Genomic DNA, 14358 nt, shown 5'->3' on the forward strand with positions numbered 1-14358 from the left:
CCAGTCGCCCAACCCGCCCCTCAGCCCCTAGCCAACCCCACCTCGAACACCGCCCCCGCCTCGCCCTCCACCAGCCCGATCCGCCCCGAACTCGCGGCCAACAGCGACCGCGCGATCGACAGGCCCAGCCCCGTCCCGCCCGTCTCGCGGCGGCTGGTGAAGAACGGTTCGAATAGGCGGTCGCGATCGGCGGCCGGGACGCCGGGGCCGTCATCCGACACCCGCAGCACCACCTCGTCGTCGACCACCGCCGCGGCGATCCGCACCGCCTTCGCCCCGGCCTGGCGGCTGTTCTCGACCAGCGTCGTCAGCACCGCCTCGACCGTGGCCTCGGGGGCGGCGACCAGGGGCAGGCCGTCCGGCAGGTCCAGGACCACGGCGATGTCGCGGCCCTGGGCGTCGGCTACCCGCCGCGCGGCCGGGGCCAGCTCGGACGCCACCCCCGCCTGCGGCATGGCCATGTCGGCCCGCGCCAGGTCCATCAGCCGGCCGACCAGCTGCGACAGCCGGGCGCTGTCGGCCGAGATGTTGCCGAGGAACCGCCGGCGCTCGTCCGGGGTCATGGTGTCGAAGTGGTCGTCCAGCAGCTCGACCGCGCCGGTGATCCCGGCCAGCGGCGTCTTGAACTCGTGGCTGACGGCGGCGGCGAAGTCGCGCAGGTAGCGCGAGCGCACGGCGATGGCGTCGGCCATCACCCGGAAGTCCTGGTAAAGGTCGCGGATCTCCAGGGCGGCGGTGGCGGGGGTGTCGGGCACGCTGCCCTGGCCGGCGGCCACGCTGCGGGTGGCGGCGCTCAGCGCCTCGATCGGCCGGGTCACGCCGCGCGACACCAGGCCCGACAGCAGCACCAGCAGCAGGATCGTCGCCGCCGCCCCGACCAGCAGCTTGCCCCGGTCCTGGTAGACGCCGCGGAACAGCGCCCGGGGCGAGCGCGACAGCAGCAGCGCGCCTACGACCCGGCCGTTGACGACCACCGGCCGGGCATGGTGCAGGCGCACGGCCGAGGCGCGGCTGAGCCACTCGAACGAATAGCGCGGGTGATAGGCCCCGTTGCGGCGCAGGACCGTGCGCGAACGGCCCTGCAGCGCCGCCTGGATCTCCGGCAGGGCCGCCAGGCTGCCGCCCTGCCCCAGGCCCCGCACGACGACGCCGTGGCGGTCGACGATCAGGATCGAGGCCAGGGTGCTGCGGCTGGTCTGGTCGAAGATCGGCTCCAGCACCTGCGCGGCCGTCTCGGCCGTCGGGTCGGCGGCCGGACCGGGCGTCGCGGCCGGTCGCTCGGGCAGCAGGGGCGAGCTGCGCAGGTCGACGCTGGTCGATTCGGGACGGTAGTAGCCGGGGTCGTCGCGGGCGTCGGGGTCGGCCGGGGTCAGGTCGCGCACCGCCCCCGGCCACAGGTTGGCCGCGGCCGAGGCCAGGGCCGCGCCCTGCGAGGTCAGCTCGGCCTCGGTCTGGCGCACCAGGGTGTTCTCGTAGGTGCGCAGGAACACCGCCCCGATGGCCGGCATGGCGGCGGCGAACAGCAGCACGGTCAGCAGGATGGTCCGCAGGCGCAGGGCCGGCCACCAGCGCCGCAGCCACGCCCCCAGCCCGGCGCTCATCCGCCGACGCCGACGCCCTGGCAGGCGCCCAGGCGGTAGCCGATGCCGGCCCGGGTCTCGATCACGTCGTGCCCGCCCACGCCGGCGAACTTGGCCCGCAGGTTGCGCACATGGCTGTCGATCGTGCGGTCGGTCACCGCGAAGCCCGGGCCGCGCAGGCGGTCGATGATGGCGTCGCGGCTGAACACCTTGGTCGGGGTGGCGGCCAGGGTCTTGAGGATCGTGAACTCGGTGACGGTCAGCGACACCTGGCCGTCGGCCCAGGCCGCGCTCCAGGCCTCGGGATCCAGGCTCAGCCGGCCGCGGACGATGCGGCCGTCGGCCGGGGCGGCCTCGGCGCCCTTGCCGCCGGCCCGGCGCAGGATGGCCTGGACGCGGGCCGTCACCTCGCGCGGGCTGAACGGCTTGACCACATAGTCGTCGGCCCCCAGCTCGATGCCCAGCACCCGGTCGATCTCGTCGTCGCGCGAACTGAGGAACAGGATCGGCAGGTCGCCCCGGGCCCGCAGCCGGCGGCAGACCTCCAGCCCGTCCAGGCGCGGCATATTGATGTCCAGCACCACCAGGTCGGGCGTCCGCTCGGCCACGGCCGCCAGGGCCGCCTCGCCGTCGGCCGCCTCGCGGGTCTCGAGCCCGGCCTTGGCCAGGGCGAACACCAGGAGCTGGCGGATGTGGGGGTCGTCGTCGACGACCAGGATCGTGCGCTGCATGTCGCCCATGTTCAGCGCTCCGCGTGCGGGGTCAACCGGGACGGCGGGGCGGATCGGCGCGTTTGCCGTGCAGATTCGGTGCAGGGGCCCGGTGTGCGCCCTCTCCCATCGGGAGAGGGTGCGCACTCAGGTCCCCGTGGCCGCGTCGGTCCACTTGGCGAACGGCGTGTCGGGCTCCTCGCCCAGGCTGGGCTGCAGCGAGCGCAGGTCGCTGGGGCGGATGTTGAACGCCTTGCGGAAGCTGCGGCTGAAATGGGCCTCGCTGCTGAAGCCGCACTGGAAGGCGATCTCGCTGATCCGCCGGCCGCGCTTGGGGTCCAGCAGCGCCGCGCGGGCCAGGTGCAGGCGGCGCTCCCAGATATAGGCCGTCACCCCGCCCAGGGGCTCGAACAGGCGGTAGAGCGTCGAGCGCGACACGCCCAGCGCCTCGCTGATCCTGGCGGGGTTGAGGCTGGGCTCCAGCAGGTTGTGCTCGACATAGGCCCGGGCCCGCAGCAGCACCGGCGACTCGCGCATGCCGAAATCGGCCCGCCCCGCCTCCATGGCCAGGCACGCGCCCAGCAGTTCGATCGTGGCGCGGGTGATGCCCGGCAGGGTCTGGGGCAACAGCTGCGGGAACCAGCGGGTCACCGCTGTCAGGTGCTCGATCAGCAGGCCGGCGCGATTGGCGTCCAGCACCATGCCGTGCAGCGCGATGTTCGGCGCCACGGCCTCGACCTCGGCGCGCGGCAGGAAGGTGGTCAGCACCTTGACCGCGGTGCTGTGCATCAGCATCGGCCGCGACAGGTCGCAGATCCCCACCTCGCCCGGACCGAACGAGAACGGCACGCCGTCGAAGTCGCCGGTGTGCGAGCCGGCGATGTTGAACTGGACGATGTAGTGGTCGAGGCCGTCGGCGGCGATCATCTGCGGCGTGCGGAACATCGTCTGGCCGCCGGTCTCGGTGACGTAGAAGGCGTGGGGCCCCAGGCGCAGCGCGGTGATGCTGGCCGTGAACCCCGGTTCCGGGTCGCGCGCGTCGAGCGCCGTCAGCACTTCCCGCCGGTAATGGTCGTGCCGCTGCTCGGGCGGGACGCTCCGGGTGCTGAAGTTCGTCCGCCCCAGCCGAAACAGTGTTTCGGCGGGCGGGTCCAAAGGATGATTCATGTGGCCTCCCCCAAGGCACAATCACGCATTGACCATATTCGCCAATGCGGGCGTTCGTCGCACCGCGCGGGGCGCCGCGCGAGAGCGGCGTTTTCCTTTGAGACAAGGGATCAAGAAAATGGAACCGGCATGTAAGGCCCGCGCCGCACAAAGCCTTACAGGTGTCGGCTGCTTCGGACGAACGCCGGTCGGCGATCGGCGCGGCCGCGACCCGGCCGACCGAGGCTCGGGCGCTAGGCCATCGGCTTGGAGAACGACGCACCGCGAGACCTTGGGGGAGGTCGCGCGACCAGCGTCGCCCACGTCCCGAGGGGGACCTAAAACTAAAGGCGGGCCTTGGGGAGGCCCGCCTTTTTTATGGTCTGGCGATGAGCGCTGGTTGCGTCCCGCACATCGCCGCGTGCTTCCCGAATGACAAGGAAAATGAAGCCTCTCCCTGAGCTTCAACGCCGATGCCTTAGGGCGGTCGGCGTATCAGCCGTGCGTGGTCCTCGTCCTTCGACAAGCTCAGGATGAGGACCATCTACAGGCTCGTCAGTCGACCACCTCATCCTGAGCTTGTCGAAGGACGAGGTGTTCGGCCCCGGAGCGGCGTGTCGAGCTAGTGCTCGCGGCCCATCCGCCAGAAGGTCTGGAACATCGGCTCGACCAGATAGGCCAGGGCCGAGCGCTTGCGCAGCGGGATCAGCACCTCGACCGGCAGGCCGGCCTGCAGGCCCGATTGGGCGCCGCGGATCTTGCGGATCTTGTCCAGTTCCTCGGGCGGGGCCGAGACCTCGGCGCGGAAGTACTGCACGCCGGTCTTCTCGTCGGTGAAGCTGTCGGCCGACAGCTCGGTCAGGGTGCCGTTCAGCAGCGGCAGGTCGCGTTCGTGCAGGGACGTGAAGCGGATCTGGGTCTTCTGGCCGGGCTTGAGGTCGTCGGCGTCATTGGGCGAGACCTTGGCCTGGATCACCAGCCGCCGGTCCTGCGGCACGATCTCCATCAGGGTCTGCCCGGGGGCGACCACGCCGCCCACCGTGAAGACGTTCAGTCCCACCACCTTGCCGCCGGACGGGGCGCGGACCGTGGCCCGGGCCAGCTGCTCGCGGGCGGCCAGCACCTTGGGCTGCAGGTCGTCCAGCCGCACCTGCACGTCGCGCAGCTGGCCGGAGACCTCCTCCATCATCTGGCGCTCCAGCGACAGGGTCTGCAGCTTGGTCTCGCCGATCTGTTCGGCCGAGCGGGCGATCTGGGCGCGATAGGCCCCGTCCTCCCCGGTCAGGGAGGCGGCGCTGCGCTGCAGGGCCAGGACCCGGGTCTTGGGCGCGAAGCCCTTGGCGGCCAGCTCCTGCACGCCCTTCAGCTCCTCCTCGATCAGCTTCTGCTGCTCGCGGTTGGCGTCCAACTGGCGCTCGGCGCCGCTGCTCTGCTGGCTCAGCTGCAGGACACGCTGGTTGAGCACCCCGCGCTGGGTCTGCAGCGAGCTGCGGCGAGCCTGGAACTGCTGACGCTGCAGGCGCAGGGCGTCGTCGGCCAGGGGCTTGTCCTCCGGCGTGAGGTCGGCGAACTCCGGCGGCGCGGCGATGGTCGGCAGGCGGTCGCGCTCGGCGACCAGCCGGGCGCGCTGAGCCAGCAGGGTCAGGACCTCGCCGGTCATGCCGCGCTCGCTGGCCCGCAGCTCCGAGGCCGACAGCTCCACCAGGATCTGGCCCTTGACCACGCTCTGGCCCTCGACCACCCGGATGGCGGTGACCACCCCGCCCTCGCGGCTCTGCACCGCCTGGCGGTTGCCAGCCACGGCGACCACCCCGTGGGCGTAGGCCCCGGCGTCCAGCGGCGCCAGGGCCGCCCAGCCCAGAAAGCCGACGAAGAACAGGCCCGCCACCCCGGCCCCGATCCGGATGATGCGCACCGGGTCGTCCGAAAGGCGCGGCGGGATCTTGGCGGCGGCCTCGCCGGCGGTCCCGGGGGCCTGGAAGGTGGCGTCGGTCATGGCTTGGCGGCCTGCAGAGGGGTGACGGTCGAGCCGGGCTTGCCCGGAGCCTGGGCGGCGGCCTGGGCCGCGGCGGCCATCTTGGCCACGACCTCGGCGCGCGGACCGATCATCTCGACCTGGCCTTCCCGCAGCACCAGCAGGCGGTCGGCGACATTGAGGATACCGGTGCGGTGGGCGACGATCAGGATCGCCGCGCCCCGCGCCTTGGCGGCCAGGATGGCGTTGTTCAGCGCCGCCTCGCCATCGGCGTCGAGGGCCGAGTTGGGCTCGTCCAGGATCAGCAGCGGCGGCTGACCGTAGAGGGCCCGGGCCAGGGCCACGCGCTGGGCCTGGCCGGCCGACAGCCCGCGCCCGCCGGCGCCCAGGACGGTGTCATAGCCCTTGGGCAGGCGCAGGATCAGCTCGTGCACGCCCGCCGCCTGGGCCGCGGTCACCACCTCGGCGTCGACGATGGCCGGATCGCCCCCGGCCCAGATGGCGAAGCGCGAGATGTTGTCCTTGATCGAGCCGGCCAACAGGCCCGAGTCCTGCGGCACATAGCCGATGTAGCGGCCCAGCCGGTCGCCATCCCAATCGGTCATGTTGGCGCCGTCCAGCCGCACCACGCCGACCTCGGGGGTCATCGCCCCGGCCGCCACCCGCGCCAGGGTGGTCTTGCCGGCGCCGCTGGGACCGATCACGCCTAGGATCTCGCCCGGGGTCAGCCGCAGGCTGACGCCGCGCAGCAGCACCGGACCTTCGCCGGGCGCGCGCACCGCCACCTGCTCCAGGGCCAGGGCTCCGCTGGGCGCGGGCAGCTGGGTGCCCGACACTTCCAGGCCCCGGCCGGCCGGGAACAGCTTGATCAGGTTGTTCAGCGCGCCGCGCGCCTGGCCGACCACGCCCCAGGAGCCGACCAGCTGCTCGATCGGCTGCAGGGCCCGGCTCATCAGCACCGAGGCGGCGATGATCGCCCCGGCCGAGATCTGCTTGTCGACCGCCAGCCACGCGCCCAGGCCCAGGGCCGCCGACTGCAGGAACATGCGGGTGAACTTGGTGGCCGCCGAATAGCCGCCGCCGGTGAACTGGGCCTTGGCCGACAGGTCCAGCCCCGCCCGGCGGTCCGCCAGCTGGCGCTCGCGCAGGGCGCCGCGCATGCCCAGGGCGCGCACCACTTCGCCATTGGCCGCGGCCGCTTCCTGCGACGCGTAGGCCTGGGACTGGGCGACGAAGGCTTCGCGAGCCCGCGCGCGGGTGGCCCGCTCGTTGAGCACCGCCAGCACCACCAGCACCACGCCGCCGACGATGGTCATCGCCCCCAGCGCCGGATGGATCATAAAGGCGACCAGCACGTAGATCGGCGTCCACGGGATGTCGAAGGCGGCCACGGCCACCGGGCCCGACAGGGCCTGGCGCACGATGTCGAACTCGCGCATGCCCTGGGCCGAGGCCCCGGGCGCCATGGCGCTCATCAGCTTCTGCAGGATACCGCCGGCCAGCAGCCGGTCCAGGCGCAGCCCGGCCAAGGTCAGCAGGCGCGAGCGCACCGATTCCAGCGCCGTCTGGGTGCCCAGGGCGAAGGCTACCACCAGGGTCAGATACAGCAGGGTCAGCCGGCCCTCGGTCGGCACGACCCGGTCGTAGACCTGCATCATGTAGATGGTCGGCGCTAGCAAAAGGATGTTGATCAGCGCGCTGAACACGGCGGCGGCCATCAGGTGCGGCCGGCACGCGCGCAGGGCCGCGACCAGCGGCGGCGGCAACGGAGCGTCCAGGAACTTCACGCGTCTCTCCTATGGGCCCACTTCGCCGCACGAAGGCCCCATACCCCTGGCCGGTACCTAACGTCTCGGCCCGTGATTATGCAAGAAGGTCGTTGCGTCGAAAGCTCGAGACCGGCGCCCTACTCGATGAAAGCAGGCGCCGCGACCCGCCGGCCGAGCAGGAAAGCGTCGGCCACGTGGCGCAGCGGCGTCACGTCGACGTCCGACTGGCCGGCGGCGATCAGCTCGGCGAAGCGGGCGTAGAGGCCCGGATATTCGGCCTCGGGCTGTTCGTGGACCAGGGCGCCGTCGATCCACAGCCGAGCCCCGCCGTGCGACAGGCGCAGGGCGCCGCCGTCGGTGTCGACTTCGATGTCCCAGCTCTGGGGACCGGTCTGCAGGAAGTCGAATTCGGCGGTGACCGGCACGCCTAGGGTATCGACGAAGGCCAGCTGCGCCTGGATCGGCGACTGGCGGTTTTCGGGCACGTGCAGGGTCGCCTCCGTCAGGAAGAACGGACGCGGCAGCACGGCGGTGGCGATCGACAGGGCGTTGATGCCGGGATCGAACACCCCCAGCCCGCCCGGCTCCCAGATCCAGTCCTGGCCCGGATGCCAGACCCGGACGTCCTCGCGCCAGTGGATCCGGGCGGCGGTGATCGTCCGGCCTTCAAGCCAGGCCCGGGCCGGGGCGACGGCGGGGGCGTAGCGCGAATGCCAGGTGGCCTGCAGGGTCACGCCTCGGGCGTCGGCGACCTGGCGCAGGTCCTCGACCTCGCTGAGCGTCGCGCCGGGCGGCTTTTCCAGCATCACATGCTTGCCGGTTTCGAGAGCTTGGCGGGCCAGGCCGTGGCGCACCTGGGGCGGGGTGCACAGGGCCACGGCGTCGAAGGCCACGCCGCTGGCCAGCAGGTCGTCGAACGTGTGGAAGCTGGGCAGACCAGGCTGCTGCGCGTGGCGGCTGACCACCGCGACCAGCGCGAACCGCGGGTCGGCGGCCATGGCCGGCAGGTGCTGGTCGCGGGCGATCTTGCCCAGGCCGATCAGGGCCACGCGGATGGGTGTGGCGGCGGTCATGAGGCCTCGCGACTCTGGAAAACGCTATTTGTAGGATAAATGCTCGGTGGCGGTTGGGATGTCAAACGGCCAGTGAGGCTCAAGGCTCTCCGTCGACCGCTACCGATCGCCGCCGAGCGGTTCGGCCAGCCCGATGAGAAGACCTTCAGGGCCGCGGATGTAGCAGAGCCGATACGCGTTCTCGTACTGAACCACTTCGCCGACCAGCTGCGCGCCGTGCTTGCCGAGCCTGGCCAGGATGTCGTCGATGTCGCTCACCGTGAACATGGCGCGCAGGTAGCCGAGGGCGTTCACAGGGGCGTTCCGGTGATCGGCGACGACGGACGGCGCCAGAAAACGCGAGAGCTCGAGGCGGCTGTGGCCATCGGGCGTGACCATCATGGCGATCTCGACGCGTTGATCACCCAGCCCGGTGATGCGTCCGGCCCATTCGCCTTCCACCGTGCCCCGCCCCTCGAGCGTCAGGCCAAGCTCGGTGAAGAAGGCGACGGCGTCATCGAGGGAGTCCACCACGACGCCGATATTGTCCATGCGCAGAAGTTGGCTTTTGGTCATGATTTCGGTCCAGTTCCTGAGGGTGTCGCACCCGCCGAGCGTCGCTCCGCCCCTAGGCGCCCAACAACTCGAAGCTCGCCGCCAGGCCGTCGACGGCGCTGTTGGCCACCCACAGGTCGAACATCCCCGGCTCGGCGATCCAGCGGTCGTTGTCGCCGACGAACATCAGCGATCCGCGCTCGAGGCTGAAGCGCACGTCGCGCCGCTCGCCCGGCTTCAGCGCCACCCGCACGAAGCGCTTGAGCTCGCGCACCGGCCGCGTGCGGCTGGCCACCCGGTCGCGGACATAGAGCTGGACCACATGCTCGCCCGCCACCCGGCCGGTGTTGGCGACGGTGACCGTGATCGACAGCTTGTCGTTCCAGGCCAGGCGGGTGGTCGACAGCCGCACGTCGCTGAGCGCGAAGCTGGTGTAGGACAGGCCGTGGCCGAACGGGTACAGCGCCTCGTTGCGGGTGGTGCGCCAGCGGGCCTTGTACTCCTGGCTGTCGTCGGCCTGCGGCGCGGGACGGCCGGTGGTCCGGTGATTGTAGGTGTAGGGCTCCTGACCGCTCTCGTGCGGGAAGCTGACCGGCAGCCGGGCCGAAGGATTGACCTTGCCGAACAGCACATCGGCCACCGCGTGGCCGGTCTCGGTGCCCAGGAACCAGGTCGCCAGCACGGCCGGCGCGGCCTTGACCGCCCCCTCCAGCACCAGGGCCCGGCCGTGGCGCAGCAGCACCACCGTCGGCTTGCCCACGGCCCCGACCAGCTCGGCCAGCTGCTGCTGGACGCGCGGCAGGCCGATCTCGGTGCGCGACTGGGCCTCTCCCGACATGTTCTGGCTCTCGCCGACGGCCAGCAGCACCAGGTCGGCGGCGCGCGCGGCGGCCACGGCCTGGTCGTAGCCGCCGGGGATGGCGTTCTCGACGTCGCAGCCCCGGGCGATGGTCAGCTGCGAGGGGTCGGCCATCGCCTCGCGGATCCCGGTCGCCAGATCGACGCCCAGGCTCTTGTCGCCGAAGAAGGCCCAGGGCCCCAGGATGTTGTCGCGGTCGTCGGCGAACGGGCCGATCAGGGCGATCCTTTTGCCCCGGCTCGGCAGGGGCAGCAGGCCGCCGTCGTTCCTCAGCAGCACGATCGACCGCGCGCCGGCTTCGCGGGAGAGCGCCCGCATGGCCGGGGTGGCGGTGTTGGCGGCCTGGGCCTTGGCGTCGATCGAGCGGTAGGGCCGGTCGAACAGGCCCAGGGCCTCCTTCAGGCTCAGCACCCGGCGCACGGCGTTGTCGACGGCGGCCATCGGAACCAGGCCCTGGGCGACCAGCTCGGGCAGGTAGCGGCTGTAGAGGCCGCTCTGCATGCTGATGTCGACCCCGGCCAGGATCGCCAGGCGAGCGGCGTCCTTGTCGTCGGCGGCGTAGCCGTGGGCCACCAGCTCCTGGTCGGCGGTGTAGTCGGAGATCACCACGCCCTTGAAGTTCCACTCGCCGCGCAGGATGTCGGTCAGCAGATGCCGGTTGGCCGTGGCCGGCACGCCGTTGATGTCGTTGAAGGCCGACATCACCGCCAGGCAGCCAGCGTCGAAGGCGGCCTTGAACGGCGGCAGGTGCACCTCGCGCAGGGTCTCCTCGGAGATGTCGACCGTGTTGTAGTCCAGTCCCGCCGACACCGCGCCGTAGGCGGCGAAGTGCTTGGCGGTCGACAGCAGGCTGTCGGGCGCGGTCAGGTCGCGGCCCTGGAAGCCGCGCACCCGGGCCTGGGCCATGACCTCGCCCAGGAACACGTCCTCGCCCGAGCCCTCGGCGCCTCGGCCCCAGCGCTGGTCGCGGGCCACGTCGACCATCGGGGCGAAGGTCCAGTGGTTGCCGTAGGACGAGGCCTCGACCGCCGCCGCCCGGGCCGTGCGCTCGGCCAGGTCGGGGTCGAAGCTGGCCGCCTCGGCCAGGGGGATCGGATAGACGGTCTTGAAGCCGTGGATCACGTCGGCGGCGAACAGCAGCGGGATCTTCAGGCGCGACTGCTCGACGGCGGCGGTCTGGGCCCGCAGCGCGCCCTCGACCCCGACGCCGTTCATCAGCACGCCGACCCGGCCGACGCGGATGTCGGCCAGGATCTGCTCGGTGTTGCGCTGGTTGACCAGCGGATTGATGTCGCCGACCGGCGGCCGGATCATGTCGGAATAGCACGACAGCTGGCCGGCCTTTTCCTCGATGGTCATCCGGCCGATCAGGGCCTCGACCCGGGGCGAGGCGGCGCGGGCCGCGCCCGCTCCGGCCAGGGCGAACCCCGCCAGGCCCGTGGCGCCGGCCAGGACCGTCCGCCGGTCGACGCCCCCCTGCCGCTCCGGACCCTGTCGCCCGCCACCCGTCGCCATGAAGCCTCCCGCACTGAATCGCGGCAAACTCGCCAGAAACGCCGTCGGGTGCAATGGTGCGTTATCTGAGGGGCGACCCCACGCCTTCAACCTTGGAGACACGCTCATGACCACCCGCTGGCGCATCGATGTCCGTCTCGGCGACGCCCCGCCGCAAGCCCCCCTGCGCAGCGTCGTGGTCGAGGCCCCGACCGAGGTCGAGGCCCTGCGCCTGGTCCTGGCCCAGGCCGAGCAGGACAAGGCCGACGCCGAAGAACTGCTGCAGGACGGCCAGGAGGAGGTGTTCTCCCGGACGGAGGTGCGCGAGGGGCATGTGGAGCACCAGGGGCGGACGGATTGACGCGCCAGGCCCTCCCCCTGTGGGGGAGGTGTCGGCGAGCTGACGGTGGGGGGAGTGATCGGCCGGCGACCAACACCCCGGATCGACGACCCCAAAACTCCCCCCACCGATCGCTGCGCGATCGCCTCCCCCACGGGGGAGGGATCAGGAATACAGATAATCCCCCGGCAGCCCCATCCGCAGGCAGGCCTCGACCGGCGGCGCGCCCTGGATCGGCAGGCGGTCTGCGGCCGCGCCGGCCAGCCGCAGCAGGCGGCCCTCGACGGGGCCGAGGTCCCACTCTCGGCCCAGCCCGACCACAGCCCGCACCTCGGCCGGCGTGATCGCCACCGCCGCCCGGATCAGCGCCCCCTGCAGGCCGCGCAGCGGGGCCGGCAGGATCGCGGTCTTGCGCATCAGCGCCAGGAACTCCAGGACGATCCCGTGCCGCTCCAGCCTGGGCAGCATGGCGGCCAGATGCGTCTCCCACCCGGCCACCGAAGCCGGCGCCCCGAGCGCCCCGTACAGCGCCGCGGCCGGCGCGGCCTCGGCGTAGAAGCGGTCGCGGTCGGCGGCGCTCAGCGGTCGGACATAGGCGTGGTAGGCCTCCAGGAAACCAAAGCTGGCCGTGGCCTGGACCCAGTCCAGCAGCTCGACGTCGTTGGCCTGGTAGGCCGCTCCGGCCGGGGTGTCGCCGGCCACCCGGTCGTGCATCCGCCGCACGCCGGCGATCATCGCCTCGGCCGTCGAACGCGCGCCATAGACCGTGACCATCGCCGCCAGGCCGGTGCGTTTCAGGCGCGGCAGCGGATCGGTCCGGAAGCTGGAATGCTCCCAGACCCCGGTGCGCACGCGCGGCTCGGCCAGTTCCAGGATCACCGCGCTCACCCCGCCGACGAACAGCGCGACCGGGTTCTTGAACACCCGCCACGACACCGAGTCCGGCGCGGCCAGGGCCGGTTCGCCGGCCGGCCGGCGGAAGTCAACCCGCGGAGCCCCCTCGGGCTGGTAGAGGCCCTGGATGAGACCCGCGATGCGACCGGGGCCATCCGCCATCAGGTCTTCCTTCCGAACGCTAAACCGGCCGCCATTGGCGGGCCGCCCTCGTCCTTCGACAAGCTCAGGATGAGGGCTAGTTTCGCGGCGATGAACTCGAATGCCTCGTCCTGAGCCTGTCGAAGGACGAGGAATTCGCCCCCTGACCGAGCAAGCAACCCTAATTCACCCGTCGGCTTTTGCCCGCCCAGTACGGCTCGCGCAGTTCCCGCCGCAGGATCTTGCCCGAGGCGTTGCGCGGCAGGGCGCCGATGAAGTCGACGGTCTTGGGCGCCTTGAAGCCGGCGATGCGGCCCTTGGCGAAGGCGATGATGTCGGCCGGATCCTCGGGCGCGCCGGGCTTGAGGGCGACCACCGCCTTGACCGCCTCGCCCCAGGTGTCGTCGGGCACGCCGATCACCGCCACCTCGGCCACGTGCGGATGGCCGTAGACCGCGCTCTCGACCTCGGCCGGATAGATGTTCTCGCCGCCCGAGATGATCATGTCCTTCACCCGGTCGTGGATGAACAGATAGCCGTCGGCGTCGAGATAGCCGGCGTCGCCGGTCCGCAGCCAGCCGTCGGCGTCGACGGCCAGGGCTGTCGCCTCGGGCAGCTTCCAGTAGCCGGCCATGTTGGCGGGCGAGCGCACCGCCACCTCGCCGACCTCGCCCGGCGGCAGGACCTGGCCGTGCTCGTCGAGGATTCTCAACTCGGCGCCCGGCATGGGCAGGCCGGCCGACCGCATGCGGACGCCGCCGTCCGGATCGTGGTCCTCGGGCGGCAGATAGACCACCGTGCCGGTCGTCTCGGTCATGCCGTACTGCTGGACGAAGCCGCAGCCGAACACCGCGACGCACTCGCGCAGCAGGTCCAGCGGGATCGGCGCGGCGCCGTACAGGATGTGGGTCAGGCGGCTGTAGTCGACCTGGCGGGCGCGGGGCAGCCGCACCACCACCTGCAAGGCGGCGGGCACCATGAACATCTTGGAGACCCGGTCCTTCTCGATGAAGTCCAGCACCTTGGTCGGGTCGAACTCGCGGGCCACCACGCCCTTGGCGCCGTTGATCAGCCCGACCACGCCCCAGCCCGTGCCGCCGATATGTGCCACCGGCATGGCCACCAAGCTGACGTCCTCCGGGCCCCAGCGGTTCCAGTCGAGGTCGGCCTGGGCGGCCAGCCGGCGGGGGACCAGGATATTGGCGTGGGTCAGCATCGCGCCCTTGGGCCGACCCGTGGTGCCCGAGGTGTAGAGCTGGACCGCGACGTCGGCCGAGGTGATCGCCACGTCCGGCCGCTCGCCTCCCGCCGCGTCGCGCCAGGCTTCGAACACCGGATGCCCATAGTCATTGGCCTCCATGGCCACGACGATCGGGTGATCCAGCATCAGCACGGCCACGTCGCGGACATGGGCCAGGAGCTCGGGGCCGACGAACACCATCCGCGCCTCGGCGTCGCCCAGGATGTAGGCGATCTCGCGCGGGGCCAGCCGCCAGCCGATCGGGGCCAGCACCACCCCGGCCTTGGCCGCACCGAACAGCAGCTCGAAATAGTGGTCGCTGTTCTTGCCGACATAGGCGATGCGGTCGCCCTTGACCAAGCCCTCGGCCAGCAGGGCGTTGGCGACCTGGTCGGTGTTGCGGTCGAACTGGGCGAAGCTGGTGGCGCGGCCCTCGAACACCAGGGCCGTCGCCTCGGGCCGGACCTCGCGGTGATAGCGGGCGACGTCGCCCAGGGTCGTCAGGCGATCGAAATCGACGGCGGGTCCGGACATGGTGGGCGGGTCTCCTCGCGCGGTCCGAGGCGATCTGCGTCGCCTTCGGGTTGATCCGCCGCCAGGATG

Annotated in this window: 11 protein-coding genes; 1 reads left to right on the forward strand and 10 read right to left on the reverse strand. The window is 71.7% G+C overall.

Annotated elements, in window-relative coordinates; all coding sequences use genetic code 11:
- Positions 1-20: 20 nt before the first annotated feature.
- The 8 genes from ASD47_RS28045 to ASD47_RS23585 all read right to left on the reverse strand — a co-directional run bounded on the left by ASD47_RS28045 (position 21) and on the right by ASD47_RS23585 (position 11161).
- Positions 21-1601: a HAMP domain-containing sensor histidine kinase gene (locus ASD47_RS28045; protein ID WP_056762032.1), complete on the reverse strand. Its 1581-nt coding sequence runs from the start codon at positions 1599-1601 to the stop codon at positions 21-23.
- Positions 1598-2320, reverse strand: coding sequence for a response regulator transcription factor (locus ASD47_RS23555; protein ID WP_082564768.1), 723 nt, complete (start codon positions 2318-2320; stop codon positions 1598-1600). The genes ASD47_RS28045 and ASD47_RS23555 overlap by 4 nt, the downstream gene beginning before the upstream one ends.
- Positions 2321-2437: 117 nt before the next feature.
- Positions 2438-3457 (reverse strand): helix-turn-helix domain-containing protein, encoded by a 1020-nt coding sequence (locus ASD47_RS23560; protein WP_056762033.1) that lies wholly within the window; start codon positions 3455-3457, stop codon positions 2438-2440.
- 601 nt (positions 3458-4058) lie between these two features.
- Positions 4059-5432: an HlyD family type I secretion periplasmic adaptor subunit gene (locus ASD47_RS23565; RefSeq protein WP_056762034.1), complete on the reverse strand. Its 1374-nt coding sequence runs from the start codon at positions 5430-5432 to the stop codon at positions 4059-4061.
- Positions 5429-7198 carry a type I secretion system permease/ATPase gene (locus ASD47_RS23570; protein WP_056762036.1) on the reverse strand — a complete coding sequence of 590 codons (1770 nt, stop codon included), beginning with the start codon at positions 7196-7198 and terminating at the stop codon, positions 5429-5431. Before ASD47_RS23570 ends, ASD47_RS23565 begins: the two co-directional genes overlap by 4 nt.
- A 119-nt stretch (positions 7199-7317) precedes the next feature.
- Positions 7318-8253 (reverse strand): Gfo/Idh/MocA family protein, encoded by a 936-nt coding sequence (locus ASD47_RS23575; protein WP_056762038.1) that lies wholly within the window; start codon positions 8251-8253, stop codon positions 7318-7320.
- A 99-nt stretch (positions 8254-8352) separates the two neighbouring features.
- Positions 8353-8808: a VOC family protein gene (locus ASD47_RS23580; protein WP_056762039.1), complete on the reverse strand. Its 456-nt coding sequence runs from the start codon at positions 8806-8808 to the stop codon at positions 8353-8355.
- A 52-nt stretch (positions 8809-8860) separates the two neighbouring features.
- Entirely contained in the window at positions 8861-11161 is a 2301-nt protein-coding gene (locus tag ASD47_RS23585; RefSeq protein ID WP_082564769.1) for a glycoside hydrolase family 3 N-terminal domain-containing protein, read from the reverse strand.
- Positions 11162-11267: 106 nt separating this feature from the next.
- On the opposite strand from ASD47_RS23585, the gene ASD47_RS23590 reads away from it, so the two are divergent.
- Positions 11268-11501, forward strand: a complete 234-nt coding sequence (locus ASD47_RS23590; RefSeq protein WP_056762041.1) for a hypothetical protein — start codon at positions 11268-11270, stop codon at positions 11499-11501.
- A 144-nt stretch (positions 11502-11645) separates the two neighbouring features.
- On the opposite strand, the gene ASD47_RS23595 is transcribed toward ASD47_RS23590, so the two are convergent.
- Positions 11646-12536, reverse strand: coding sequence for an oxygenase MpaB family protein (locus ASD47_RS23595; RefSeq protein ID WP_082564770.1), 891 nt, complete (start codon positions 12534-12536; stop codon positions 11646-11648).
- A gap of 160 nt (positions 12537-12696) precedes the next feature.
- Complete coding sequence (locus tag ASD47_RS23600; protein ID WP_056762043.1) at positions 12697-14289, reverse strand: fatty acid--CoA ligase; 1593 nt, start codon at positions 14287-14289, stop codon at positions 12697-12699.
- Between the last annotated feature and the right edge of the window lie 69 nt (positions 14290-14358).

Source organism: Caulobacter sp. Root1472 (assembly GCF_001426985.1).
Lineage (GTDB): Bacteria > Pseudomonadota > Alphaproteobacteria > Caulobacterales > Caulobacteraceae > Caulobacter > Caulobacter rhizosphaerae.